Origin of the sequence: Hymenobacter terrestris, from assembly GCF_013377905.1 — a bacterium.
Taxonomy (GTDB): Bacteria; Bacteroidota; Bacteroidia; order Cytophagales; family Hymenobacteraceae; genus Hymenobacter; species Hymenobacter terrestris.
This window is the reverse complement of record NZ_JABKAV010000041.1, coordinates 1-23,084: the sequence shown is the minus strand read 5'-3', so window position 1 is coordinate 23,084 and position 23,084 is coordinate 1. Positions and strand designations below refer to the sequence as shown.

Here is a 23,084-nt window from a genome sequence, read left to right as displayed (position 1 = left end):
TACCAACTCTCGTCAGTTGGACGACTGGTTGGTTGTCGGTTTCAAGTTGGAAGCACCAGCACTGCCCCGGCACTGATCCGGCGCTCTGCTAAGGCCGCTGACCGGCAGCAGCAAGGCGAGTATGTGGATATTACATGAAGGCCGCTACACGCTACTCAAGCGCTACACCAAGCAATTTGTACCAGCGAAAGAACCTCAGGCATACAGTTACGGCCCACGCCTCGACCAGATTCAGGACCAAAACCAGTACTACTTGCTGCGACCTGATAAAACGCTCGTGCCCCTGAAGCTAACGCTGAATATGCTGCAGGCTGCTGCCCCCGAGCTGGCCCTGAAAACGGTACCTGGTGCCGGTAAGGCCAGTACCGATGCCGAGTGGGCCGCAGTATTGGCCGCTGCCGAAAAAGAGTAGCGGCTGAGCAGTGGAGGCTACCAAGCCCAAAGAAGAGTAAAAGTAGCCAGGGAGCCCGCGCCAGATTGTATTAAATCTGGCGCGGGCTCCTTATTTTGCGTCATGTATAAAGCTATTGCTCTCATTCTGTTGCTGGGGCTTGCCGGCCGGCCTGTATTCGCTCAGAAAAAGCCTGTCAAGCTTCCTGCGGCACCCGGCGTTGCCGCCGCTACCGTCGAGCGGATAGTCAGGACACTGGCCGCCGATGATATGCAGGGCCGGGCCTCCGGAAAGCCCGGTGCCGAGAAGGCGGGCGATTTTCTGGTGGCCGAATTTCAGCGGATCGGGCTGGAGCCGCTGCCGGGTTTGCCAGGCTTCTCGCAGTCGTTCCCGGTATATGAGGCCCGCACCAAGGCTATGTTGGTTACGGTGGGCGGTACCGTGGTGCCGGCCAGCCGGTTCGTCTTGGTATCGGGCCAGCCCAAGCTCAACTGGATGCACTACGATGAGCCCTCGCCTCGCATCGTCACCATCGGGCCTAAGGATAACCTAATGAAGGAAATCAGGCCTTTGCTCAACCCCCAGGCCAATACCATTGTATTTGTCGATTCAGCTCAGCAAGCAGCGTTTAAGCGGGTGGCCAGCGCTATGGAGCGTGGCGGGCTGCGGGCCGATAAGCCCGCACCTTTTTCCACGCTGCTCGTGCTGGGCAAGGCTCCGGTCGGTGCGTTTAAGTTTTTGATAACGGCCACTACAGATATCCGCACGGTACAGCTGCGCAATGTGGTGGGTGTACTGCCAGGCCTGGATAAAGACCGCGAGAACGAGAAGGTCATATTCAGCGCCCACTACGACCACATTGGTGCTCTGTCTGCCGTGGCCGGCGACTCGATTGCCAACGGGGCCGACGACGATGCTAGCGGCACGACGGCAGTAGTGGCTTTGGCCGAGTACTTCAAGCAGCAGCGCAGCAATGCCCGCCCGCTGGTATTTGTGGCCTTTGTAGCCGAGGAAATCGGGGGCTTCGGAGCCGGCCATTTTGCCCGCCAGCTTGATGCCGCACAGGTAGTGGCCATGTTTAACATCGAAATGATTGGCAAGCAGGCCAAATTCGGTCCGAACTCCGCCTTCATCACGGGTTTCGATAAGTCTGATTTCGGGCCGCTGCTTCAGCGGAATGCCAAGGGCACAGTATTCCGGTTCGAGGCCGATCCGTACCCCGAGCAGAACCTGTTCTACCGCTCCGACAACGCCACGCTGGCCCGCCTAGGCGTGCCGGCCCATACCATCAGCACCGACCAGATTCCGACCGACAAGCTCTACCATTCCGTCAACGACGAGGTAGAAAGCCTCGATCTGCCCAACATGACGGCCGTTATTACGGCCATTGCCCGCGCCGCTGCGCCCATTATCAATGGGCAGCAAACGCCCACCCGCATTGTGGGCGAGGAAGCGAAGAAATAACGGAGCGGGATACCGACTTCCGGTATTCTTATTTGCCCAGTCGCGCGCTGAGGCCGGCACCAATATTAAAGCCACCGGCCGCTGGTGTAAGGCCGTAGCCGGCGGTTACATCGAGACGCAGGCCGGGTAGGGGTCGGTAGTAAAGCCCCGAACTGAGGCCCGGCCGCCACCCTTGCTGGCGTTGCCAGGTGGCGTAGGTTTCGGCCAGAAAACCAAAGTGCGTATCTGCCCCAAGCGGACCGTTGAGGGCCAGCGTTGTCAGGTACTGGCCCTGCTTAGTGCCCTCGGCCTTAAAGCCCCGTTGCCGAAATCCGAAGTTGCCTTCCAAGCCGAACCGCTGCCCCAACTGCTGCGAAACCAGCAACCGCGCCCCGGGCTCCAGCTGCTTGCCGGCAAAGCTGGCGTCGCCGTTGCGCAGGTTCATGTCGAGGAGTATTACTACCTGTGAGCGGGCATTCTGGGTGCTGGAAGCCAAAAATTTAGCGGCCACATTGAGGGGCGCAAACCCGCCCGGCCCGGAAACTGGGGCGGCTGATACATCACCCGACTGACGGCGGGCAGCCAGGTCGGGCAGGTAGTTTTGGGTGGCGCGCAGCTCGATGTGGTTGAAAAAGCCCACCCGGAGGGTATTACCCCACACTTGGCGGCCGGCATAGCCCACGCTGCTACCATCAGCGTAACGCGTCAGGCCGGTTTCGAACTGAAACTGCCCGGGGTACAGCATGTTGGTGGTTATAGTCTGCCCGGGCCGGTCGGGGCGAATGAGGCGCACAAAGGGCGACTCCATGTTAGAGTTGAACTCGGCATCGGTGGCGGCTGACTGGGCCAGGGTGCGAACCGGGGCTGCTAGTGACAACAGCGCTCCGGTAGTCAGCAAAGTAAGGTTACGCATGGCCGCCAAGACGCCCGCCAGCCGCGAATGGTTCCGTTCGGTAGTTCTTCAGTGTTAGACACTTGTGCTTATTTTATAATGGTTTGTGCTCAGCTGATAATCCTTTGGATCAGCTCCAAAAAGAAGGTTCCCACCGCAACCGCAGTGGGAACCTTTGCATACACTGCTGAGATCTAAGCTACTATTGGGCAGCTTTGATAGCATCTTCGGCGGCCTGCACAACGGCCTGCTGGTCGGCTGGCTTATCCTGCTTCACCTTTGCAAGCATGGCCAGAATGGGCTCGGCTACTCCGTACTGCTTGTACTGAATGGCCATTTTCTGAAGCCGGTCAACGCCTTCGCGTAGTACGGTAGGGTCGGAGAGGCGGGCCATGAAACCCATGAGGCTTTCCAGCATCTGAAACTGCGTCTGGGGGCCGGCGGCATCGAACTGTTTGCGTACGTAAGGCCAGGTGCTGGCGTCGCCGGCTTCGGCATACACGTTGGCAATAGCGGCGGCTACGTCGCCTTTGGCACCGGCCTCCAGCGCCTTGGCTCGGGCCAGTGCCTGCTTGGGTTGCATGGCGGCCAGGCCCTCGAGGGCGGCACCCTGCACGGCATACGACTGGCTATTGAGCGACTTCGTGAACAGTTTCTCGTCCTTCTTGTCGCCAATAACTGCCAGGGCCTGCAACATGCCCGCTTGGTTGTTGGTGTTTTTCTCCTGCGCCAACTGCTTCCGAATGAGCGGAGCAGCGGCTTTGGCTACGGCTTTATCATCCAGCTTGAGTGAGCCCAGCGCAGCGCGACGGATGAACTCGCTTTTGTCGCTCAAGGCCGCAAACAGCAGCTGGCGGGCGGCGGCATCTGTGGGGGGCAGGGCAGCAGCAGCGGCCACAGCCTCGCGCCGGTCGACGTAACGCGGGGCGTTGCGGTACTGGTAGGCAAACTGGCCGAAGGGCTTGTTGTCCTGCTTCTGCCACAGCGTTACCTTGTCGGCGTCCACGTTTACCAGCTCGGGCTGGGTGGCGGCGGGCAGGCGCAGCACCTCGGTGGCCTTGCGGAGCACCACGTTGTGGCGGGTGGGCTTGCCGTTCTGGTACACATCAATGGCCAGCGGCAGCTCGAACACCTGGCCGGGCTGGGTTTGCTTGATGGTAACTACCTGCTCCTTGTTGAGCTGGTCGTAGCTGTAGTCGATGGTTGCCACCGGATGGCCCGCGCCGAAGTACCACTGGTTGAAGAACCAGTTCAGGTCTTTGCCCGATACGGCCTCAAAGGCCAACCGTAGCTGGTGGGCTTCAGCGGTGCCAAACTTGTTGTCGGTAAGGTACTTCTGCAGGCTCTTGAAAAAGATTTCTTCGCCGAGGTAGCTGCGTAGCATGTTGAGAATCTGGCCGCCCTTCTGGTAACTCACCAGATCAAACATGTCCTCCTTGTCGGCGTAGTTAAAGCGCACTAGGTTTTTCTGGGCGTCGCGGGGGCTGCGCAGGTAGTTGCGCATGTTCTGGTAGGCGTGGGCGTCGCCGGCCTCCTGGCCATACTTGTGCTCGGCCCACAGCGCCTCCGAAAAGTCGGCAAACGACTCGTTCACCGTCAGGTTGCTCCAGCTTTCGGCCGTTACCAAATCGCCAAACCACTGGTGGAACAGCTCGTGGGCAATAACCGACTCGCCCCGGTCGTACTCGGCGTCCAGCGCCTCGCGGGCGTCTTTGTGCAGAAAGTCGCCGTGCAGCGTGGCGGTGGTGTTTTCCATGGCCCCGCTCACGTAGTCGCGCACTACAATCTGCGAATATTTATTCCACGGATAATCTACGCCGAGCTTCTTGGAGAAAAATTCCAGCATCTCGGGGGTGTTGCCGAAAATCTGCTTGGCGAAAGGCGCGTATTTGGGCTCTAGGTAGTAATTAACTTCCTTACCCCGCCATGTGTCCTTCGTGATTTTGAAGTCCCCTACGGCCATCATAAACAGGTAGGGCGCGTGGGGCAGATCCATCTTCCAGGTGTCGGTGCGGGTGCCGTCGGCGTTGGGTTTCTGGCTGCTCAGCGCCCCATTGCTCAGTGTCACGTACTTCGCGGGCACGGTCATGGCAATTTCCTGGGTCGTTTTCTGGTTGGTGGCATCAATGGTCGGAAACCACGCCGACGAAGCCTCCGTCTCGCCCTGAGTCCAGATTTGCACCGGCTTGCCGGCCACCGCGCTGTCGGGGTTGATGAAGTATAGGCCTTTGGCGTCGGTGATGGCGGCGCTGCCCTTGGTTTTCAGCTCGTTGGGCTTGGCCACGTACTCGATGTACACGGTGTATTGCTGGTCGGCGAGGTAGGTTTTATCGAGCTTGATATTGAGGAACTCCCCGGTGTTTTTGAAGGTAAGCGCCTTGGCATCTCCCTGGCCCACCATCGTTACCGAGCCAATGTCCATGCCCTTGGCATCGAGGCGCAACGAGTCGGTAGGGTAGGCGTGGGGCTTCAGCGTAACCCACTCCTTGCCAATAAGCTGGCGCTTGGCGTAGTCGAAGCGCACATCGAGCTTGGTGTGCACCAGACTGTTGATTTTGGTGCGCGAGGCGCGGTAGGCCGTCAGGGCCACCGAATCGGGGCGGGCGGGGCTTTGCTGGGCCAGGGCCGGCGTGGCAAATAGCAGCCCAAGAGCCAGCAGGAAGGGTTTATTCATGGTAAGTAGGAGGGAAGAGGATATTTGGTGCTAGTTGCAAACTTTTCGGCACAGATGCGCAGCCGGCTCAGGAGTTTCCATAGAGGCAGAAAGTGGCCGCAAGGTTGCCCCAACGGGGTAAGTAGCGCCGTTTCAGGTCAGGCGCGTTCCAGCGCAGCCCGATCCCAGCCGGCCAGGTCGGCGGCGGCGGCGTAAGTGCTCTGCAGGAATTCGTGTAGCGCGGCGGCTGGGTCGGAGGCGGTGCGTACGGCTTCGTAGGGCAGCAGAAACTCGCCCAGCTCGGTGCTGTAGTATGCGGCCTCGGGTTGCACCGGGGCCTCGGCAAACCCCTCGGGTGCCGGTACGCAGTAGGCATAGAAAGCCGCCTCCTGCCCGTTGCCGCCCGGCCAGAACCCGTGGCTGATAACTTCCTGCGAGTAAGCTTCCCGGGTGATGGAGTCGGCATCGGGCTTCACCGGAGCCGGCCGGCCCGAAAAGCGGCTCACGGCCAGATCAAATGAGCCCCAGAAGAAGTGTACCGGGCTGCACTTGCCGGTAAAGCCGCTCCGGAAGTCCGTCAGGATGGGCGTCATCAGCGTGAGAGCCCGCCAGAAGCGGTGAGCAGCTTCAGGATCGTAGCTGGCGTGCTGGGTGTCGTCGGGAAACCGGATAGGGTTTGCCACTTCCACCGGCATGGGCCAGATGGTCACTTTCAAGTCCAGCTCATGCAGCAGCCGCAGCACTTCGTGGTAGAAGTCGGCCACCGAGCGCGGCTCCAGCGCCAGCTGCCGGGTGGCCCCGTCGGAGCACCGAATATGCAGTTGGTGGTCAATAAAATCGAACTCAATTTCGAAGCTGCGCTGCTCGTAAGGCATGGCCGAGGTGGTCAGGCCCCGGGCCGAAACGTAGAGCGGCACGTTCCAGAACTGGTTGATGAGGGGCGTCTGGGCCAGCCGGATTTTGCCCACTACCTGCGTCCACATGTGCAGCGTTGTGAGGGTGTCGGCCCAGCCGGCAACGGGCAACGCGGGCCAGGCAGCATGAGTAAGGGTAGTTGCGGGCATGGGCAGGAGGGGGGATTTAGGAATTCGTATTTTCCGGCAAAAGCCAATCAATTCCTGAAAGTATGAAAACTCTTCGTCTGCTGGCGTGCCTGCTGCTGGCCTCCTTATCGGCCCACGCGGCCCGCGTCGATACCCTCGATATTGCCAGCGCGGCCATGCAACGCAGCTACCGGGCTGCCGTGGTAGTGCCGGCTTCCTACGCCAAAAATAAAAAGGCCCGCTACCCGGTGCTGTACCTGCTGCACGGCGCCTACGGCCACTTTGCCGACTGGACGAGCAAAACGCCCGACAAAACCCTGCTGCACCGCCTCGCCGACCAGTACAACCTGCTTATTGTAACGCCCGAGGGCGAAACGTTCAGCTTCTACCTCGACTCGCCGGTGAATCCGGCCAGCCAGTTCGAAACCTACATTACCCGGGACGTAATCGGCAAAATCGACCAGACGTACCGCACCGTGGCCCGCAAGGAGGGCCGCGTAATTACGGGCCTTTCGATGGGCGGCCACGGGGCGCTGTACCTATCGGCGCGGCACCCGGAGCTGTTTGCGGCGGCCGGCAGCATGAGCGGCGCCCTCGACCTGAGCATCACCAACCGCAAGCTAAACCCCCAGGAAGCCCAGCAGCGCCAGAGTCTGTTCAACCCTATTCTCGGCCCCGAAACACCCGCCCCCAGCGTCTATAGCGCCAATTCGGTGGTGAACATGGCCGATAAGCTGCTGGCCAACGGGCTGCCCCTCATCATCGACTGCGGCGTAGACGATTTCCTTATCGATATCAACCGCGAAGTCCACCGCCGTCTCGTGTACAACCACACGCCCCACGACTACATCGAGCGGCCCGGTGCCCATACTTGGGACTACTGGCAGAATGCGCTGCCGTACCAAGTGCTGTTCTTTCAGAAAGTGCTGGAAGCGGGAGGCGTGGCGGTGAAGTAACTTTCGTGGAGCTGAACGCTACGCATTCTTCCTCCCTGCGCATCTAAGCACTAGCTATTAGTCCTCATCCTCATAATCGAGGCCCAGTAGCTGGTTGAGGGCCTGCTGAATTTCGCTGGCGGCGTGCATCTGACCGTCTTTGCGGGCTACGCGCAGGCCCTTCTGGTAAACTTTTTCGGCTTCATCGGGCTTTTGCAGGTGCTGCAGCATCTTGCCGGCGTGGTAGTACGTACCCACATAATCGGGGTGCTGGTCAAGCAGCGTCTGGTAATAGCGCATGGCCGTTTCGGGTTCCGTTTCGCGGTATTCGGTGGCCAGCGCATAGATGGTAAATGCGTCGGTGGGGTCGTCTTCGTAGAAGGCCAGAAGTTGTTGCAAACGGCTCGGCGCGGTTTCCATAGGGCAGGAGTTTTGAGTATCTTCGCCCAAATTTGACACTTTCTTTAGTTTCTTCCATATAAGCAGCCGTAGATGAAGTTTCTCGTTTGCATCAGCAACGTACCCGACACGACCACCAAAATCGCCTTCACGCCCGATAACAAGGAGTTTAACAAGGCCGGGGTGCAGTTCGTGATTAACCCCTGGGACGAATACGCCCTCACCCGCGCCATTGAGCTGAAAGAAGCCCAAGGTGCCGGCACCGTTACCGTGCTCAACGTAGGCGAAGCCGACACTGAGCCCAACATCCGTAAGGCCCTAGCCATTGGTGCCGATGACGCCATCCGCGTGAACGCGCATCCCAAGGACGCTTTCTTCGTGGCCAAGCAGATTGCTGCCATTGCCAAAGACGGCGGTTACGACGTCATCCTGATGGGTAAGGAAAGTATTGACTACAATGGTTTCCAGGTGCACGGCATGGTGGGCGAACTGCTCGGCATCCCGACAGTAGCCCCGGCCATGAAGCTTGACATGAGCGGCAATACGGCCACACTGGAGCGCGAAATCGAAGGTGGCAAGGAAATCGTGGAGGTGAATGCGCCTTTCGTGGCTTCCTGCCAGCAGCCCATGTGCGAGCCCCGCATCCCGAACATGCGCGGCATCATGACGGCCCGCACCAAGCCGCTGAAAGTAGTAGAGCCCACCGCTGATGCTGCCCGCACCGAGGTGGAAACCTTCGCGCTGCCCCCTGCCAAGCAGGGCGTTAAGCTCATCCCGGCCGAAAACGCCGGCGAGCTTATTCGGCTGCTTCGTAACGAGGCGAAAGTAATCTAGTTTGGAGAGCTTAGATGTTAAAGCTTGGAGCTTTGTCAATTATGGCAATACGCAATCAGTTTTTAACGTAAAAAATCTAAGCTCCAGGCACTAACATCTAAGCGCTAAAATAATGTCTGTATTAGTAGTTGTTGAATGTGACGGCGGCGAGGTGAAGAAGTCCTCGCTGGAGGTGGCTTCCTATGGCAGCCAGGTGGCCCAGATGCTGGGCACCACCGCCACGGCTATTGCCGTGGGTGAGGCTACCGAGGCCAATCTGGCCCTGCTCGGCGAGCAGGGTATCAGCAAGGTGCTCTATGACGCCGAGCCCCGCCTGAAGGATTTTGTGAACGGAGCCTACACCAAGCTCATTGCCGCCGCGGCCCAGAAAGAGGAAGCCAAGATAATCGTGCTGGCCAACTCCAACATCGGCGCCGCAGTAGGTTCGCGCCTCTCCATCCGCCTCGAAGCCAGTATTGCCACCAACGTGGTAGAGCTGCCCAAAACCGATGGCGGCAAGTTCGTGGTAAAGCGTGGTGCCTTCTCGGGCAAAGCCTTCGCCGATGTCGAGCTGGCCGGTGACCGGAAAATTATTGCGGTCAAGAAGAACTCGATTGAGGCCCTGCACGAAGCCGGCAAAACGGCCCCGGTAGAGTCGTTCTCGGCCCAGTTGACGGATGCCGACTTCGCTGATGCCCCCAAGGAAGTTATCATGCAGGACCAGGCCGGCGGCGTGCTGCTGCCCGAGGCTGACCTCGTAGTATCGGGTGGCCGTGGCATGAAAGGCCCCGAAAATTGGAACCTCATCGAGGATCTGGCCAAGGCCCTTGGCGCGGCCACGGCCTGCTCTAAGCCCGTATCGGACGTTGACTGGCGCCCTCACCATGAGCACGTGGGCCAGACCGGCATCACCGTATCGCCGAATCTGTACATTGCCTGCGGTATCTCGGGTGCCATCCAGCACTTGGCCGGCGTCAACTCCAGCAAGGTTATCGTCGTCATCAATAAAGACCCCGAGGCACCATTCTTCAAAGCGGCCGATTACGGTATTGTAGGCGACGTATTCGACGTGCTGCCCAAACTCATCGCGGCTGTAAAAGAATTAAACTAGTGTGTTGCATGTGCTGATGCGCGGAATGTGGGAAATGCTTTTTATTTCTCCCGTTCTGCCCATCAGCACATTTCCACATTGGGCCTATCAGCACATTCACCAAGATTCTGCCAGTGAAAAAAATACCGCTCGAAATTCTGGGCCTCTCGTCCAGCCAGTCGCAGTCGGGCTCGTTCGCGCTTATTCTGGGCGAGAAGACCGGCAACCGCCGCCTGCCCATTATTATCGGCATGTTCGAGGCGCAGAGCATTGCTATCCAGATTGAGAAAATCAGCCCCAACCGGCCGCTGACGCACGACTTGTTCCGCTCGTTTGCCGAGCAGGTGCACGTGGCCGTGCTGGAAGTGGTGATTTCTGACCTCAAGGAAGGCGTGTTCTACTCCAAAATTGTGTGCTCCGATGGGGCCAGCACGTTCGAGCTGGATTCGCGCCCTTCCGATGCCATTGCCATCGGCCTGCGCTTCGGAGTGCCCATTTTCACGGTGGAAAGCGTGCTCAGCGAGGCTGGTATTATCCTCTCCGACCTCGACGAAACCGATGCCGATGATTCGGACGACGACGACGACGATGATACCGACACGGATAGCGACGAGCCCCGCGCTACGCCGCCGCCCCGCGAGCCCAGCGGCCAGGTGTCGCTCGATGAGCTAACCAAGATGCTGGCTCAGGCCCTGGAGCGCGAGGACTACGAGAAAGCGGCCAAAATCCGCGACGAGCTGAACAAGCGCGAAGAATAAGTATCGACTGTTATTCTGCTGACTGTTTTGAACCCCGCCCCGACACCACGTTGGGGCGGGGTTTTGCTTTGCTGCGTACCTTGCCGGCCACACAAGTTTTCCTTATTCCGGCTCTCATGCAAGACTCCGCCCCTAGTTCCCCCGACCTGCGCTACCCCATCGGCCAACCCGTGCTGCCCGACGCCCCATTGGAGCAGGGTGCCCGCACGGCCTACATGGCCCACCTGGCCACGCTGCCCGACCTGGTACGGGCCACCATAGCCGGCCGCACCCCCGCCCAGCTCGACCAGCCCTACCGCCCCGGTGGCTGGACGATGCGCCAGCTGCTGCACCACCTGCCCGACTCGCATATGCAGGCGTACACCCGCTTCAAGCTGGCCCTCACCGAAGACAACCCCACCATCAAGCCCTACGATGAGGCAACCTGGGCCGAGCTGTCCGATAGCACGGCCACGCCCCCGGCCGTGTCGCTGGCGCTGCTGGAGGCCTTGCACATCCGTTGGGTGCGGCTGTTGCGCAACCTCACCGACGAGCAGTGGCAGCGCACGTACCATCACCCCGATTCCGACCGCACCTTCACCCTCGATCAGGCGCTGGTACTTTACTCCTGGCATGGCCGTCATCACCTGGCCCATTTGCGGGGCAACGAGCCAGTGACTGAGTAAACTATAACGGCGAAAGGGCCTGAAGAAAACTGCCCGCGTAAATTCTGAAGTCCGATAACTGGAGAGCCCCCGATGTGCGCACATCGGGGGCTCTCCAGTTATCGAAGTATTATAGAAGGGTATGCCGGCTGCAGGTTACAGCCAACCCGGTGCTTTTATGGATTCACTACGCCGCTGTGTGTTTCATCGTCGATGCGCTTGGCGGCACGTACCAGGCTGCTGCTGAAGATGAACTCCTTGAGTTCGGGGACTTGGGCGTTCAGGATTTCGTCCTTGTTACCGTCCCAGAGCTTAAGGCCTTTGTAAAGAAAGATGATGTGGTCGCCGATTTCAATCACCGAGTTCATGTCGTGGGTGATGATGACGGTGGTGATGTTGTATTCGTAAGTAATTTCCTGGATGAGCTCATCAATTTTGAGGCTCGTTAGCGGGTCGAGGCCGGAATTAGGCTCGTCGCAGAACAGGTAGGTGCAGTTGGGGGCAATAGCGCGGGCAATACCCACGCGCTTCTTCATGCCGCCCGAAATCTCGGAGGGCATCTTCTCGCCCGCGTTTTCGAGACCCACGCGCTTGAGGCAGAACTCCACCCGGTCGCGGCGCTCTTCGCGGCTCATTTCGGGCGTCAGCATCTGCAGCGGAAACTCCACGTTCTTGGCCACCGTCATCGAGTCGAACAGCGCCGAGCCCTGGAACAGCATCCCGATTTTGCGCCGGATTTCCTGCCGCACCTGCACCTTGTTGTTGGAGAAAACAGTGCCGTCGAAGGTGATGCTGCCCAAATCGGGCTGCATCAGGCCCACCACGCACTGCAACAGCACCGATTTGCCAGTGCCTGAGCCGCCCAGCAGCAGATTGCACTTGCCCGTTTCGAAGGTGCAGCTGATACCTTTCAGAATCGGATTACCGTCGAAACTCTTTTCAATATTATGAATCTCAATCATACAAATCGGGAACGTAAGGGGCTGGGAGTCGGAGGGCTTTGAATAGTGTTGCGGTTCTGCTCTGAGAGTCGTTCCGGTTGCGAAGTCCCTACGCTCTGAAATCAGTTACAACAACACGGCCGCCAACACGAAATCGGCAATGAGAATGGCGATGATGGAGTTGTTTACGGCCGTGGTGCTGGCCGTTCCTACTTCGAGCGCGCCACCTTCGGTGTAGTACCCCTTGAAGGCCGAAATGGCCGACACCAGAAAGGCAAATACTATCGACTTGACGAGAGCAAAGAAAATGTTGTAAGGAATAAAGTCGGTGCGGATGCCTTCGATGTACTCCTGGCCCGAGATGGACCCGGTGAGCGAACCAGCCAGGTAACCGCCGACGATAGATAGGGCCATGGCCAGAATCACGAGCAGCGGGAACATGAAGATGGCACCCAGAATGCGGGGCAGCACCAGATAGGAAGCCGAGTTGATGCCCATCACTTCCAGCGCCGAAACTTGCTCGGTAATGCGCATGGTGCCCAGACCACCGGCAATGCTGGAGCCTACCTTACCGGCCAACACGATGCTGGTAATAGTAGGAGCCAACTCCAGAATCGTCATTTCGCGCACCATGTAGCCAATGGTGCTTTTGGGAATGAGCGGGTTAACCAGGTTGTAGGCAATCTGCACGCAGGTTACGGCCCCGATAAAGGCCGATACAATGGCTACAATGAAGATGGAGTTCACCCCAATCGTCACGCACTCATCGATGGTGCGCTTCCAGAGCACGGCAAAGCGTTCTTTGCGCACGAGCATGCTTTGCATGAAAAGCAAAAACTGACCAAAAGATTTGACCATAAAAGGGAAAAACAGAAAGTAAAATCGGATACTTGTGCCGGGATATTGGGGGTCGTAAGCTCGGCCGCCAGCCAGTACTGGTTTCCCTACGTAAAAACGGCTATGCTAAACAAAGGAATGCAAAAAAATATCGTCGTAACGGGCGGCACCAAAGGAATTGGGCGGGCGCTGGTGTTTCGGTTTCTGCGGGCCGGTTACCCGGTTGTTACCTGCGCCCGCTCGGCCGAGGGGCTGGCCGAGCTGCAAACCGCCGCTGCTGCCCTAGTACCCGGCGCCGTGCTGCATACCCACGTTGCCGACCTGAGCGAGCAGCAGCAGACACAGGCATTTACCGACTTCGTGCGGGAATGCGGAGCGGTGGCGGTGCTCATCAACAATACGGGTGCCTTTATCCCTGGAAGGTTGCAGGACGAGCCCGCCGATGGCTCGCAGCTGCGCCAGATGCTGGCCGTGAACCTGCTCAGCGCCTACGACACAACGCTGGCGCTGCTGCCCGGCATGCTGGCGCAACGCGAAGGCCACATCTTCAACATCTGCTCTACGGCCAGCATTACAGCCTACCCCAACGGCGGCTCCTACGGTATTGCCAAACACGCGCTGCTGGGCTTCAGCAAAAACCTGCGCGAGGAACTCAAGGAAAGCGGCCTGCGGGTAACGGCGGTACTGCCCGGCGCTACGCTCACGGCCAGCTGGGAAGGGGTGGACCTGCCCGCTGAACGCTTCATCAAGGCCGAAGACGTGGCCGATGCAATTTTCGGCGTCTTCAGCCTCTCGGGTCAGGCCGTGGTAGAGGAGCTGCTGATTCGGCCCCAGTTGGGTGACTTATAGTGTGCTCGCGCGAGTTGGTCGGCGTATGTAACGCACGTATACGAAGTCGAGCAGCACGGCCCACAGGCTCATCAGCAGCAAGCTACTCAGCCAGGGCAGCAACGGCCGCCAGCCCAGCCCCAGCGCCGCCGCCCACAGGCCCAGGCTGAGGGCGTAGCTCAGCTTGAGTAAGTCGAGGCGGGTTTTGGCAGGTTTGCGGGCGAACCACGCGCCGTAGAGCCCGACCAATGCCACGCCACTGCCAACAAGTAGCTCCGTGCTGCCGCTCCAGTGTTGCACTTTAAACAACAGGCCAACGAGTAGCACTCCCACCGCGCCGGCCACCGGAAAAGCAAAGCGGCTACGCCACAACTGCCCGTTCCAGCCAACCCACAACAGCAGGCCGTAAGCCGTTATGGTCAGCAGAAGCTGCCAGGAAGGAAATGAGGTGGCCACAGTAAAGTAAGTAGATCTTATTCGGGGCGAAGCTGGCCGCGGCCGGTAACAGCTAAGCCAAGCGTTGTGGGAGCGGGCGGAGCGTAGAATACGGTGCCAGTGCCGGCATGTGTGCCCACCAGCAGCCGCGAAGGACGGAGGCGGGCGTTGCCGCCGCTGCCGGAATTAGTTTGCAGGTACGCGTCGCGGAGTGCTAACTCCTGGGCGTAAAGGCTGCCGCTACCGCCCAGCGTGTGGTGTAGCTCGTCGGCCGCGCCAGTCAGGTAAATGTTGCCCAGCTCGTACTGGTCCATGTTCACATAGCGGCTGATGAGGTGCAGGCGCATATCGCCGGCCCCTACCAAGTGGGGGAAGATGGTGTCCTGCCGGAACGGGCCTTCGGTGCGAATGTCGGCCTGACCGCGCAGGAACAGGTCAGTGAGCCGGGGAAGGTGCAGCGTTACTTCGCGGGGCGTATCATAGCGGCGCACCCAGTTACAGCGGCTGGTATTGCGCACGGTCAGCATACCATCGGCTACCTCCAGGCGGATATCGTCCTGTAGGTTTTTTCCGGCCCGCACTTCGGCATAGATGGCTTTATCCTGCACCAGCACCACGGTGATGTTGTCGAAGGTGGTGAGCCGCTGAAATGCGGGCAGACTACGGCGCTCGGTAACAATGTTGCCGGTGCTGGTAAAGCAGCCAGCCTCGCTGTCTTTTTGGCAGCTGCCCAGCGTGGTGGCGAGGGCCAGTACTGTGGCCGCGCGCAAAACCCGGCCGGGGGCGCTACCTTGCATGTTCAAACGGAAACCCCACATTTTAGCACTTCGCGCGATGGATTTGAGCGGTAAGGTAGCCATTATCACAGGTGTCAGCAAAGGCATAGGGCTGGCCACCGTCGAGGCCTTGCTGGCCAAAGGTATGCATGTAGCCGGCTGGGGCCGCACCGCGCCCGCCGACTTCCAGCATCCGCGCTTTCATTTCATTGAGTGCGACGTGCGCGACGAAAAGGCCGTGCAGAAGGCTTTTAAAGCTACTCAGAAGCAGTTGGGGGAGGAGGTGCACGTGCTGGTAAACAACGCCGGCCTGGGTATTTCGGGTGCCGTTGATGGCTTTTCGGCTGATGATTGGCGGCTGATGTTCGATACCAACGTGCACGGTACCTTCTACTGCACCCAAGCCGTGCTGCCCGCCATGAAAAAGCAGCAACTGGGCCACATCTTCAACATCAGCTCCATTGCCGGCACCACCGGCATCGAGAACATGGCCGGCTACTGCGCCAGCAAGTTCGCGGTGCGCGGCTTCTCGCAGTCGGTGTTCAAGGAAGTGCGCAAAGACGGCATCAAAGTCACCTGCATCTATCCCGGCTCCACCCAAACCAACTTCTTCGACGACATTCCCGGTGTGGAAGCCAACGAAGGCATGATGCAGCCCAAAGACATTGCCGACACGATGATATACGCCCTAGAAACGCCATTCAACTTCCACCTAGTGGATATTGAGATGCGGCCGTTGCAGCCGAAGAAGTAAGGATAGCGAAAGTGAGAAAAGAACGTCATTCAGAGCGCAGCGAAGAATCTCGCGTGCCGACGTTGAGTTAGTTGAGCAATAGCAGCACGCGAGATTCTTCGCTGCGCTCTGAATGACGTTCCAAACAGTCTCCAATACATGGTAGAAGTTCAGCACCTGACCAAAACCTTCGGCTCGCAGGCCGCCGTGGACGACATCAGCTTTTCGGTGGGCAAGGGCGAGATCCTGGGCTTTCTGGGACCGAACGGGGCAGGCAAATCCACGACCATGAAGATGGCGCTGGGCTACCTGCCGCCCTCAGCTGGCACCGTGGTAGTGGAGGGGTTTGATGTGCGCACGGCCCCGCTGGAAGTGCGCCGCCGGGTGGGCTACCTGCCCGAGCACAACCCGCTCTACCTCGATATGTACGTGCACGAGTACCTCGAATTTATCGGGTCGGTGCACGGGCTGGGCGGTAGCAGCCTGCGCCAGCGAGTGCGCCAGTTGGTGGATAGGGTAGGGCTGGGGCGCGAGCAAAACAAGCTCATCGGCGCCCTCAGCAAGGGCTACCGCCAGCGTGTGGGCTTGGCCCAGGCCCTCATCCACGACCCCGGCGTGCTCATCCTCGACGAGCCCACCACCGGCCTCGACCCCAACCAAATCGGCGAAATCCGCCAGCTCATCCGCGAACTGGGCCAGGATAAAACCGTCATCTTCAGCACGCACATCCTGCCCGAAGTAGCCGCCCTGTGCAGCCGCGTCGTTATCATCAGCCGCGGCCGCCTCGTGGCCGATTCGCCGGTAGCCGAACTGGGCGCCCGGGCCAAAGGCGAAACCGTTATCCGCGCCGAGTTTGAGCAGCCAATTGATACGGCGCCGCTGCTGGCGCTGCCCGGTGTGCAGGCTGCCGACTTGGAAACTGGCACTACCTACCGCATCCGGGCGCGCTCCGGTACCGACCAGCGCGGGGCCATTTCGCGCCTCGCTGCTGCCCAGGGCTGGGTGCTGCTGGGGCTCAGGCAGGAAGAACAGAATCTGGAGCAGGTTTTCCAGCAGCTGACGGAAGGCAGGAAGAAGTGAAAAACAAACGTCATTCAGCGCGCAGCGAAGAATCTCGCTTGCCAAAGTAACCCTGATGTAAGAACTACCATTGCACGCGAGATTCTTCGCTGCGCGCTGAATGACGTTCTTTCTTCGAGTCACTCATTTACTCATTCACTGTCCTCATGCTTGCCATTCTGCGCAAAGAATTCAACAGCTTTCTGAACTCGCCCGTGGCCTACGTGGTGCTGGGCGTGTTTCTGGTGGCTACCGGGCTGTTCGTGTGGGTGTTCCCCGACAGCTCGGTGCTCGATTACGGGTTTGCCGACTTGCAGACGCTGTTCAACATCGCGCCCTGGATTTTCCTGTTCCTGATTCCGGCCCTCACCATGCGTACGTTTGCCGAGGAGAAGAAGGCTGGCACGATGGAGCTGCTGCTCACCCGCCCGCTCACCGACACCCAACTCATCGGCGGTAAGTATCTGGCTTGCCTGCTGCTGGCGCTGCTGGCATTGCTGCCTACGCTGCTCTACTACTACTCGGTGTATCAGCTCGGTGACCCGGTGGGCAACATCGATTCGGCTGCCACGGTGGGCTCCTACCTGGGGCTGGTGCTGCTGGCGGCGGTGTTTGCGGCCATCGGAGTGTTTGCCTCAGCCCTCACCCGCGACCAGATTGTGGCCTTTCTGGCGGCCGTGGTGGGCTGCTTCCTGGTGTATACCGGCTTCGATTCGCTGGCTTCGGTGTTCGATGGTGCGCCGGCCTACTACATCGGCCAACTCGGCATTGCAGCTCACTACCGCGACTTAAGCAAAGGCCTCATCGACTCCCGCGACTTGCTCTACTTTTTCACTCTGAGCGCCGTTATGTTGCTGGCCACCCGGCTGGCGCTACAGAGCCGCAACTGGTAGGTTTTTGGGAGCTGTTAGCCAGTCGCTGACAGCTGGTAACTTTCTGCGAACTAGTAGCCCGTAAAGAGTTTTATTAGTCGCTGAAAGTAATTATGAACGACTTTTCAAGGTGTATTTGTGAGCACGGAATCAGAACAGGAGCTAACAGCTAATAGCTCTCCGCTAAGAGCTCAGAAGAAAAAAGACCTTACCCGGTTTGCGCTGCTGCTGGGCGGGCTGTTGTTGCTTAGTTTTCTGGGTAGCCTGTTCTTTTTCCGGCTCGACCTGACGGAGGATAAGCGCTACACCATGTCGGGGGCCACCAAGGAGCTGCTGGAGAAGCTGCCGCAGCCCGTGACCGTGACGGTGTACCTCGACGGCGACTTCCCGCCCGCTTTCCGGCGCCTGCAGCAGGGCGTGCGCGAAACCCTGAACGAGATGCGCGTGTATGGCGGGGCCAACCTGCATTTCGTGTTCGTCGACCCCTCGGCGGCCGCCACCGAGCAGGCCCGCAACGAGTTCTACCAGACCCTGTTCAAAAAGGGACTGACGCCCACCAACCTCGGTGCCAACGACAACGGAAAGCGCACCGAGAAAATCATCTTCCCCTGGGCCGTGGTGGCCGCCGGGGGCAAGGAGGAAAAAGTACTGCTGCTGCGCGGCAACCAGGCCGAATCACCCGAAGTGCGCCTCAACCAGAGCATTGAGGGCCTGGAGTACGAGTTGGCCAGCGCCATCCGCCGGCTCAGCCCCGGCCAGCGGCAGCGCATTGGCGTGGTGGAAGGCCACGGCGAGCTGACCAACATTGAGGCCGGCGACCTTATTGGTTCGCTAAGCCGCGACTACGACGTGTTTCGGGTGAGCCTGGGCAAGTCGCGCCCGAAAGACCTGGCCTCGCTCAGCGCCCTCATTGTGGCCAAGCCGGCCCAGGCATATACCGAGCCCGAGAAGTTCAAGCTCGACCAGTTCATCACGAACGGCGGCAACGCGCTGTTCTTCGTGGATGCCATGCGCGTAAACCTCGACAGTGCCAGCCGCGGCGGTATGCTCGCCTTTCCGCTCAGCCTCAACTTGGAGGATATGCTGTTCAAGTACGGCCTGCGTATCAACCCCGATCTGCTGCTCGACCTCAACTCGGGCGTCATTCCGCTGGTTACGGGCATGAACGGCGACAAGCCCAAGGTCGAGCCCATGCCCTGGCAGTTTTATCCGCTTATCAACCAGTTCAGCCCGCACCCCATCACCCGCAACCTCGATGCGGTGTATACCAAGTTCGTGAGCAGCATCGATACGGTGAAGGCCGTGGGAATCCGCAAAACGCCGCTGCTTTCCACTTCGCGCTACACCCGTGTGCTGCCCTCGCCCGTGCCCGTCAACCTCAACGACGCCCGCATGCCGCCCGACCCCAAGCTGTACACGGCCCAGAACAAACCGGTGGGCTATCTGCTCGAAGGCCAGTTTCGCTCGCTGTTCGCCAACCGTGCCGAGCCCGGTACCAACCGCTTCCTGCCCGCCAACAGCCCCGAAAACCGCCCTGCCAAAGTGCTCGTCATCTCCGACGGCGACTTCGTGCGCAACGACATCGACCCCAAAACCGGCCGCCCCATGCGCCTGGGCTTCGACCGCCTCGCGCCCACCGAATTCGCCAACCGCGAACTGGTGCTCAACGCCGTCGACTACATGCTCGACCAGTCGGGCCTGATTGCCGTGCGCGGCAAGCAAATCACGCTCCGCCCCCTCAATAAGCTGCGCGTAGTGGCCGAGCGGAGCCGCTGGCAGCTGCTGAACTTGGCCGCCCCTACATCGTTCTCCGCAGCTTGGATTAGGCAACAACGCGCAATGAACAGTTGAAATGTTCGACGATATTCTTGGTGATGCGTTGGCTGATGGCCTGTTTCGCTCTCTTATCAATGCGCTAAAAGCCAGCGTCGGCTTCCTGTACCTTTACCTGCGCTACTGGCAGCCGCGGCAGGTGCAGAAGCAGCTGGTACAACACTACGGCGGCCACTACGCCACGGCCGGCTCGGTGGTGATTACGAGCCTGATGCAGGTGCTGGGTGTGGTGTTGCTGTTGGTATTGGCAGCAACGGGGTTGTTTTTTCTTGGGGCTGCCGTCTGGGCCGTCATTGAGCAGTATTGAGGGATAGTACTACTGGTCGGTAATGTGGGTGGCAGTAGTGAGGGTGAAGGCCATGTAGAAGCCTTTTTCCCGAGCTGACACAAAGGCTGTAACATTCCCTACTCGTGCCGCTTGGCCTCGTTAGAAAACCCCGGCCGCGTTGCCTATCTTTGCTCATTACCCCAACTGCCTTCCAACCCAACTCCTCCTATGAAGTTCATCGTCTCGTCTTCCGCCCTGCTCAAGCAGCTCCAGAGCATCAACGGCGTGGTTACGAACAACCCCGTGGTGCCCATTCTGGAGAATTTTCTCTTTGAAATTGAGGATGGCAAGCTGACGATTACGGCCTCCGACCTGGAGACAAGCATGATAACCGAGCTGCCCGTGGAAGCCCGCGAAAGCGGCCGCATTGCCGCTCCCGCCCGCATTCTGCTCGACACGCTCAAGAACCTGCCCGACCAGCCCGTTACGTTCACGCTGGACGAGGAAACCTACAGCATCGAAATTGCCAGCAGCAATGGCCGCTACAAGCTGGCTGGCGAAAACGCCACCGACTTCCCCCGCGTGCCGGTGGTAAAGGGCACAGCCCCGGTCGAAATGCCTTCTTCGTCGCTGAGCCGGGCTATCAATAAAACCATCTTCGCCGTGAGCACCGACGAGCTGCGTCCGGCTATGACCGGCATTCTGGTGCAGCTGGCCGACAACCAGGTAACCTTCGTGGCCACCGACGGCCACCGCCTGCTGCGCTACCGCCGCTCCGACGTGGGCGCGGGCCAGACCTCGAACATCATTGTTCCTCGCAAGGCATTCAACCTGCTGAAGGGTGCGCTGCCCTCCGAGGCTACGCCCGTGCGCATGGAGTTCAACGGCTCCAACGCCTTCTTCAGCTTCAACCAGATGCGCCTCGTGTGCCGCCTGATTGATGAGCGCTACCCCGATTACGAGAACGTAATTCCGGTCAGCAACCCCAACAAGCTCATCATCAGCCGTCAGGAGCTGCTGAACTCGGTAAAGCGCATCAGCATTTACTCGAACAAAACCACCCACCAAGTGCGCCTGCGCCTCGCTGGCTCCGAGCTCACGGTTTCGGCCGAAGACCTCGACTTCAGCAATGAGGCCAACGAGAAGCTGGCCTGCCAGTACGACGGCGAGGACATGGAAATCGGCTTCAATGCCAAGTTCCTGCAGGAAATGCTGAGCAACATCGACTCGGAGGAAATTACGCTGGAGCTGAGCACGCCCAACCGCGCTGGCCTGCTCATGCCTACTACTCCCGACGACCACGAGAGCATCCTGATGCTGGTGATGCCGGTGATGTTGAACAACTACGTATAAGGGCAGTCTGACTCTGCCAATCGTTTTCTGTCATCCTGAGCATGCCGCACTACGCGCAGCATATTCAGGATGACAGCTTTTTTCAAAATAGTACTTCTATGAAAAAGTCTGAAATCCGCTTCAGCATTGCCCTCGACGACCAGAAAGTACCGGAGGCCATTAGCTGGTCGGCCACTGATGCGGGGCCCAACATCCACTTTGCCAAGGCCATCAACATTTCCCTCTGGGACCGGGACGAGGCCGGCACGATGAAAATCGACCTCTGGACCAAGGACATGCCTGTCGATGAGATGAAGCATTTCTACGTGGACACCATCGGCGCCATGGCTGAGAGCGTAATGACGGCCACCAACGATACGGTGATGGCCACCAAAATGCGCGAACTGTGCCGGCAGCTGATGGACCATATTGAGGAGGAGCAGCAAAAGCAGAAATAACGGCTGAATTACTCGCCGTCTTTAACGGAACACTGAGCAGCCACCATAAGAAAGCCCCGCTGGCATCGTGCCAGCGGGGCTTTCTTATGGTGGCTGCCTTGCCGTGCTACTTGGCTTTAGTAGCCGTGGCCGGACCGATGGTAGCGCCTTTGCTGCTAGCCGGGGCCGGATCCTTCACCGACTTCACGAAAGCGTCGTTGGTGGTCTGCATGTTATAGTTCATACTGAACGCATTGTACTCGCGGCGCGAGCCATAATAGTTGCTGTACTGGTCGGTGCTGAGCACCGTCTGCAACTCCTTGTCCCGCTCGCGGCATACCACGTCGCACTGGTCCTTGATGAGCTTATCGTTGCCTGCGTTCTGCTGAATGATGGCAATGATGCGGGCCTGCTTGTCTTCGTTGATGGCCTGAACGCGGGATTTCTGGTAGCCGTTGAGGCGCAGATCGTGCGTCATCTGATACGACAGCTCCTGGGCTCGCTGCTGGCCGGGGTCCAGGCGGGGAGATAGTCGGGTTATATCCTGCTTGGTAACCAGCGGAGCGCGCTGCTGGGCATAAACACCGAATGAAGTGAGAAACAGGGCGGAGGCGAGGGCAAGTATCTTTTTCATCGGAGAAGAATAGCGTGAACAGATTACACAAGACCGAAGCCTTGGTTGCCAACCGGCTCGTAGGCCGGGGCTTGCTTCATGCTAACGAAAAATAATGCCAGGTAGTTTACTTAAAGTGCTTCAGCTACTCCGGGCCCCGTGAAAAAAACACAGCCCGCCGGACGGCCGGGGCCACCCTGCGGGCTGCACGAAAAGCGAAGGATTCAGGTAGTTGCTCTTAAAACTCGTTCTTCCACATCATCGACTCCACGGGCTTTACCGTGCGCTGGTTGTACTTGGCGTTGGGCTTGCTGTTGTAGAGGTTTTCGACCTCGCCCTCTACCGTGAAGTAGATGAGCTGGCCCACCGGCATGCCGTGGTAGATGCGCACGGGCATCGACACGCTTATTTCCAGCGTCCAGGTGTTGCAGAAGCCGATGTCACCCTTGCCGGCGGTAGCGTGAATGTCGATGCCGAGGCGGCCGACACTGCTTTTGCCTTCCAGAAACGGCACGTGCGCGTGAGTTTCGGTGTACTCCTCGGTAACGCCCAGATACAGGATGCCGGGCTGCAGCACGAAGCCTTCGGCCGGTATTTCGAACACGTCGATTTTGTTGTGCTTGCGGGCGTCGAGCACGGCGTCGCGGTAGGTGGCCAGGTAGCGGCCCAGGTGCACGTCGTAGGAGTTGGTGCCCAGGCAGCTACGCTCGTAGGGCTCAATCACAATGGTACCCCGCTCCATTTCGGCGAGAATCTGCTGGTCGGAAAGAATCATCTTTTCAAGTGTAGGTGAAGGGCTGAAAATGGAAAACGACAGCCTGTTCAGGGTGTTGTGCCGCACTTTGTGCGAGGAGCCTAATGAGCGGCCTTCTACCTGCGGCTTTTTAATCAGTTCTCCTCTTCCTCTTCGTAGCGGTCTTCGGGTAAGGCCCTCGACGTAGTACGGCGCGGCTGCCGGGGTTCGGGCTCGGGTTGATCGTCGGAATCGGCGTAGGAAGGAGGCAAAAGTGCATCGAGGCGCTGCTGCAGCGCCGGTACTACACTCAGCACCAGGTAGAG

The 23,084-nt window shown here is 59.2% G+C and carries 25 protein-coding genes; 15 read left to right on the top strand and 10 right to left on the bottom strand.

Going from position 1 to position 23,084, the window contains the following annotated elements; all coding sequences use genetic code 11:
• Nucleotides 1-121 precede the first annotated feature (121 nt).
• On the top strand, nucleotides 122-412 hold the full coding sequence (locus HW556_RS12955) for a hypothetical protein (protein WP_176900516.1): 291 nt from the start codon (nucleotides 122-124) through the stop codon (nucleotides 410-412).
• 102 nt (nucleotides 413-514) lie between these two features.
• Nucleotides 515-1,855, top strand: coding sequence for a M20/M25/M40 family metallo-hydrolase (locus HW556_RS12950; protein WP_176900515.1), 1,341 nt, complete (start codon nucleotides 515-517; stop codon nucleotides 1,853-1,855).
• A gap of 28 nt (nucleotides 1,856-1,883) precedes the next feature.
• Here the strand turns inward: HW556_RS12950 and HW556_RS12945 are convergent, their stop codons facing one another.
• The 3 genes from HW556_RS12945 to HW556_RS12935 all read right to left on the bottom strand — a co-directional run bounded on the left by HW556_RS12945 (nucleotide 1,884) and on the right by HW556_RS12935 (nucleotide 6,443).
• Complete coding sequence (locus tag HW556_RS12945) at nucleotides 1,884-2,747, bottom strand: transporter (protein ID WP_176900514.1); 864 nt, start codon at nucleotides 2,745-2,747, stop codon at nucleotides 1,884-1,886.
• 181 nt (nucleotides 2,748-2,928) lie between these two features.
• Entirely contained in the window at nucleotides 2,929-5,400 is a 2,472-nt protein-coding gene (locus tag HW556_RS12940; RefSeq protein WP_176900513.1) for a M1 family metallopeptidase, read from the bottom strand.
• A gap of 137 nt (nucleotides 5,401-5,537) precedes the next feature.
• The gene (locus HW556_RS12935) at nucleotides 5,538-6,443 is read right to left on the bottom strand and encodes a DUF5996 family protein (protein ID WP_176900511.1); all 906 of its coding nucleotides are present in this window, start codon (nucleotides 6,441-6,443) and stop codon (nucleotides 5,538-5,540) included.
• A 62-nt stretch (nucleotides 6,444-6,505) separates the two neighbouring features.
• Here HW556_RS12935 and HW556_RS12930 point away from each other — a divergent pair, with 62 nt between their 5' ends.
• The gene (locus tag HW556_RS12930) at nucleotides 6,506-7,378 is read left to right on the top strand and encodes an alpha/beta hydrolase (protein WP_176900509.1); all 873 of its coding nucleotides are present in this window, start codon (nucleotides 6,506-6,508) and stop codon (nucleotides 7,376-7,378) included.
• Nucleotides 7,379-7,435: 57 nt separating this feature from the next.
• On the opposite strand, the gene HW556_RS12925 is transcribed toward HW556_RS12930, so the two are convergent.
• Nucleotides 7,436-7,777, bottom strand: coding sequence for a tetratricopeptide repeat protein (locus HW556_RS12925; RefSeq protein WP_116940893.1), 342 nt, complete (start codon nucleotides 7,775-7,777; stop codon nucleotides 7,436-7,438).
• A 72-nt stretch (nucleotides 7,778-7,849) separates the two neighbouring features.
• Between HW556_RS12925 and HW556_RS12920 the strand changes: the two genes are divergently transcribed.
• The 4 genes from HW556_RS12920 to HW556_RS12905 all read left to right on the top strand — a co-directional run bounded on the left by HW556_RS12920 (nucleotide 7,850) and on the right by HW556_RS12905 (nucleotide 11,082).
• Complete coding sequence (locus HW556_RS12920) at nucleotides 7,850-8,590, top strand: electron transfer flavoprotein subunit beta/FixA family protein (protein ID WP_176900508.1); 741 nt, start codon at nucleotides 7,850-7,852, stop codon at nucleotides 8,588-8,590.
• Nucleotides 8,591-8,702: 112 nt separating this feature from the next.
• Entirely contained in the window at nucleotides 8,703-9,680 is a 978-nt protein-coding gene (locus tag HW556_RS12915) for an electron transfer flavoprotein subunit alpha/FixB family protein (protein WP_176900506.1), read from the top strand.
• Nucleotides 9,681-9,793: 113 nt separating this feature from the next.
• The gene (locus HW556_RS12910) at nucleotides 9,794-10,417 is read left to right on the top strand and encodes a bifunctional nuclease family protein (RefSeq protein WP_176900504.1); all 624 of its coding nucleotides are present in this window, start codon (nucleotides 9,794-9,796) and stop codon (nucleotides 10,415-10,417) included.
• Nucleotides 10,418-10,533: 116 nt separating this feature from the next.
• Entirely contained in the window at nucleotides 10,534-11,082 is a 549-nt protein-coding gene (locus HW556_RS12905) for a YfiT family bacillithiol transferase (protein WP_176900502.1), read from the top strand.
• A gap of 155 nt (nucleotides 11,083-11,237) precedes the next feature.
• On the opposite strand, the gene HW556_RS12900 is transcribed toward HW556_RS12905, so the two are convergent.
• Together HW556_RS12900 and HW556_RS12895 are read right to left on the bottom strand one after the other, a co-directional pair.
• Nucleotides 11,238-12,023 carry an ABC transporter ATP-binding protein gene (locus HW556_RS12900; RefSeq protein ID WP_176900501.1) on the bottom strand — a complete coding sequence of 262 codons (786 nt, stop codon included), beginning with the start codon at nucleotides 12,021-12,023 and terminating at the stop codon, nucleotides 11,238-11,240.
• Nucleotides 12,024-12,128: 105 nt separating this feature from the next.
• Nucleotides 12,129-12,860 (bottom strand): MlaE family ABC transporter permease, encoded by a 732-nt coding sequence (locus HW556_RS12895; RefSeq protein ID WP_176900499.1) that lies wholly within the window; start codon nucleotides 12,858-12,860, stop codon nucleotides 12,129-12,131.
• A 117-nt stretch (nucleotides 12,861-12,977) separates the two neighbouring features.
• Between HW556_RS12895 and HW556_RS12890 the strand changes: the two genes are divergently transcribed.
• Nucleotides 12,978-13,688: an SDR family oxidoreductase gene (locus tag HW556_RS12890; RefSeq protein ID WP_176900497.1), complete on the top strand. Its 711-nt coding sequence runs from the start codon at nucleotides 12,978-12,980 to the stop codon at nucleotides 13,686-13,688.
• Here HW556_RS12890 and HW556_RS12885 read toward each other — a convergent pair.
• Both HW556_RS12885 and HW556_RS12880 read right to left on the bottom strand, forming a co-directional pair.
• Nucleotides 13,683-14,123 carry a hypothetical protein gene (locus tag HW556_RS12885; protein ID WP_176900495.1) on the bottom strand — a complete coding sequence of 147 codons (441 nt, stop codon included), beginning with the start codon at nucleotides 14,121-14,123 and terminating at the stop codon, nucleotides 13,683-13,685. The two genes, HW556_RS12890 and HW556_RS12885, sit on opposite strands and share 6 nt — an antisense overlap.
• Nucleotides 14,124-14,140: 17 nt before the next feature.
• Complete coding sequence (locus tag HW556_RS12880) at nucleotides 14,141-14,899, bottom strand: GIN domain-containing protein (protein ID WP_176900493.1); 759 nt, start codon at nucleotides 14,897-14,899, stop codon at nucleotides 14,141-14,143.
• Here HW556_RS12880 and HW556_RS12875 point away from each other — a divergent pair.
• The 7 genes from HW556_RS12875 to gldC all read left to right on the top strand — a co-directional run bounded on the left by HW556_RS12875 (nucleotide 14,898) and on the right by gldC (nucleotide 21,433).
• Complete coding sequence (locus HW556_RS12875) at nucleotides 14,898-15,632, top strand: SDR family oxidoreductase (RefSeq protein WP_317170523.1); 735 nt, start codon at nucleotides 14,898-14,900, stop codon at nucleotides 15,630-15,632. The two genes, HW556_RS12880 and HW556_RS12875, sit on opposite strands and share 2 nt — an antisense overlap.
• Before the next feature lie 138 nt (nucleotides 15,633-15,770).
• Entirely contained in the window at nucleotides 15,771-16,691 is a 921-nt protein-coding gene (gene gldA / locus HW556_RS12870; RefSeq protein ID WP_176900491.1) for a gliding motility-associated ABC transporter ATP-binding subunit GldA, read from the top strand.
• Nucleotides 16,692-16,837: 146 nt separating this feature from the next.
• A complete protein-coding gene (gene gldF / locus HW556_RS12865; protein ID WP_176900489.1) occupies nucleotides 16,838-17,563 on the top strand; it encodes a gliding motility-associated ABC transporter permease subunit GldF in 726 nt (241 codons plus the stop codon).
• A 117-nt stretch (nucleotides 17,564-17,680) separates the two neighbouring features.
• Nucleotides 17,681-19,393, top strand: coding sequence for a gliding motility-associated ABC transporter substrate-binding protein GldG (gene gldG / locus HW556_RS12860; protein WP_317170522.1), 1,713 nt, complete (start codon nucleotides 17,681-17,683; stop codon nucleotides 19,391-19,393).
• Between the two features lies 1 nt (nucleotide 19,394).
• Nucleotides 19,395-19,682: a hypothetical protein gene (locus HW556_RS12855; RefSeq protein WP_176900487.1), complete on the top strand. Its 288-nt coding sequence runs from the start codon at nucleotides 19,395-19,397 to the stop codon at nucleotides 19,680-19,682.
• Nucleotides 19,683-19,871: 189 nt separating this feature from the next.
• Nucleotides 19,872-20,996: a DNA polymerase III subunit beta gene (gene dnaN / locus HW556_RS12850; RefSeq protein WP_176900486.1), complete on the top strand. Its 1,125-nt coding sequence runs from the start codon at nucleotides 19,872-19,874 to the stop codon at nucleotides 20,994-20,996.
• A 98-nt stretch (nucleotides 20,997-21,094) separates the two neighbouring features.
• Entirely contained in the window at nucleotides 21,095-21,433 is a 339-nt protein-coding gene (gene gldC / locus HW556_RS12845; protein ID WP_176900484.1) for a gliding motility protein GldC, read from the top strand.
• Between the two features lie 106 nt (nucleotides 21,434-21,539).
• On the opposite strand, the gene HW556_RS12840 is transcribed toward gldC, so the two are convergent.
• Together HW556_RS12840 and dcd are read right to left on the bottom strand one after the other, a co-directional pair.
• On the bottom strand, nucleotides 21,540-22,046 hold the full coding sequence (locus HW556_RS12840; RefSeq protein WP_176900482.1) for a hypothetical protein: 507 nt from the start codon (nucleotides 22,044-22,046) through the stop codon (nucleotides 21,540-21,542).
• Between the two features lie 217 nt (nucleotides 22,047-22,263).
• On the bottom strand, nucleotides 22,264-22,800 hold the full coding sequence (gene dcd / locus HW556_RS12835; protein WP_176900480.1) for a dCTP deaminase: 537 nt from the start codon (nucleotides 22,798-22,800) through the stop codon (nucleotides 22,264-22,266).
• Nucleotides 22,801-23,084 lie beyond the last annotated feature (284 nt).

Coding starts and splice junctions, on each gene's coding strand:
- HW556_RS12955 (WP_176900516.1), top strand. CDS start 122: ATGTGGATATTACATGAAGGCCGCTACACGCTACTCAAGCGCTACACC.
- HW556_RS12950 (WP_176900515.1), top strand. CDS start 515: ATGTATAAAGCTATTGCTCTCATTCTGTTGCTGGGGCTTGCCGGCCGG.
- HW556_RS12945 (WP_176900514.1), bottom strand. CDS start 2,747: ATGCGTAACCTTACTTTGCTGACTACCGGAGCGCTGTTGTCACTAGCA.
- HW556_RS12940 (WP_176900513.1), bottom strand. CDS start 5,400: ATGAATAAACCCTTCCTGCTGGCTCTTGGGCTGCTATTTGCCACGCCG.
- HW556_RS12935 (WP_176900511.1), bottom strand. CDS start 6,443: ATGCCCGCAACTACCCTTACTCATGCTGCCTGGCCCGCGTTGCCCGTT.
- HW556_RS12930 (WP_176900509.1), top strand. CDS start 6,506: ATGAAAACTCTTCGTCTGCTGGCGTGCCTGCTGCTGGCCTCCTTATCG.
- HW556_RS12925 (WP_116940893.1), bottom strand. CDS start 7,777: ATGGAAACCGCGCCGAGCCGTTTGCAACAACTTCTGGCCTTCTACGAA.
- HW556_RS12920 (WP_176900508.1), top strand. CDS start 7,850: ATGAAGTTTCTCGTTTGCATCAGCAACGTACCCGACACGACCACCAAA.
- HW556_RS12915 (WP_176900506.1), top strand. CDS start 8,703: ATGTCTGTATTAGTAGTTGTTGAATGTGACGGCGGCGAGGTGAAGAAG.
- HW556_RS12905 (WP_176900502.1), top strand. CDS start 10,534: ATGCAAGACTCCGCCCCTAGTTCCCCCGACCTGCGCTACCCCATCGGC.
- HW556_RS12900 (WP_176900501.1), bottom strand. CDS start 12,023: ATGATTGAGATTCATAATATTGAAAAGAGTTTCGACGGTAATCCGATT.
- HW556_RS12895 (WP_176900499.1), bottom strand. CDS start 12,860: ATGGTCAAATCTTTTGGTCAGTTTTTGCTTTTCATGCAAAGCATGCTC.
- HW556_RS12890 (WP_176900497.1), top strand. CDS start 12,978: ATGCAAAAAAATATCGTCGTAACGGGCGGCACCAAAGGAATTGGGCGG.
- HW556_RS12875 (WP_317170523.1), top strand. CDS start 14,898: ATGTTCAAACGGAAACCCCACATTTTAGCACTTCGCGCGATGGATTTG.
- HW556_RS12880 (WP_176900493.1), bottom strand. CDS start 14,899: ATGCAAGGTAGCGCCCCCGGCCGGGTTTTGCGCGCGGCCACAGTACTG.
- gldA (WP_176900491.1), top strand. CDS start 15,771: ATGGTAGAAGTTCAGCACCTGACCAAAACCTTCGGCTCGCAGGCCGCC.
- gldF (WP_176900489.1), top strand. CDS start 16,838: ATGCTTGCCATTCTGCGCAAAGAATTCAACAGCTTTCTGAACTCGCCC.
- HW556_RS12855 (WP_176900487.1), top strand. CDS start 19,395: ATGTTCGACGATATTCTTGGTGATGCGTTGGCTGATGGCCTGTTTCGC.
- dnaN (WP_176900486.1), top strand. CDS start 19,872: ATGAAGTTCATCGTCTCGTCTTCCGCCCTGCTCAAGCAGCTCCAGAGC.
- gldC (WP_176900484.1), top strand. CDS start 21,095: ATGAAAAAGTCTGAAATCCGCTTCAGCATTGCCCTCGACGACCAGAAA.
- HW556_RS12840 (WP_176900482.1), bottom strand. CDS start 22,046: ATGAAAAAGATACTTGCCCTCGCCTCCGCCCTGTTTCTCACTTCATTC.
- dcd (WP_176900480.1), bottom strand. CDS start 22,800: ATGATTCTTTCCGACCAGCAGATTCTCGCCGAAATGGAGCGGGGTACC.